General features: G+C 53.1%; 1 rRNA gene. It reads right to left on the bottom strand.

Features of this window, described 5'->3' with window-relative positions:
* Positions 1–19: 19 nt before the first annotated feature.
* Positions 20–708 (bottom strand): 23S ribosomal RNA (locus WCL58_RS25255); the annotation flags it as partial.

The raw sequence follows: 708 nt of genomic DNA, 5'->3' as shown, positions 1-708 counted from the left end.
AAAACACCTTCGGTGTTGTAAGGTTAAGCCTCACGGATCATTAGTACTGGTTAGCTCAATGCATCGCTGCACTTACACACCCAGCCTATCAACGTCTTAGTCTTAAACGTTCCTTCAGGGGCCTTGAAGGCCCAGGGAAGACTCATCTTGAGGCAAGTTTCGCGCTTAGATGCTTTCAGCGCTTATCTTTTCCGCACTTAGCTACCGGGCAATGCCATTGGCATGACAACCCGAACACCAGTGGTGCGTTCACTCCGGTCCTCTCGTACTAGGAGCAACCCCTCTCAATCTTCCAACGCCCACGGCAGATAGGGACCGAACTGTCTCACGACGTTCTAAACCCAGCTCGCGTACCACTTTAAATGGCGAACAGCCATACCCTTGGGACCTACTTCAGCCCCAGGATGTGATGAGCCGACATCGAGGTGCCAAACACCGCCGTCGATATGAACTCTTGGGCGGTATCAGCCTGTTATCCCCGGAGTACCTTTTATCCGTTGAGCGATGGCCCTTCCATTCAGAACCACCGGATCACTAAGACCTACTTTCGTACCTGCTCGAGCCGTCACTCTCGCAGTCAAGCTAGCTTATGCCTTTGCACTAACCTCACGATGTCCGACCGTGATTAGCTAACCTTCGTGCTCCTCCGTTACTCTTTGGGAGGAGACCGCCCCAGTCAAACTACCCACCAGACACTGTCCTCACCCC

Origin of the sequence: Serratia sp. TMDUHS_CL, from assembly GCF_037137105.1 — a bacterium.
GTDB lineage: Bacteria > Pseudomonadota > Gammaproteobacteria > Enterobacterales > Enterobacteriaceae > Serratia > Serratia nevei.
The sequence above is the reverse complement of the archived record's forward strand: the minus strand, read 5'-3'. Positions and strand labels throughout refer to the sequence as shown.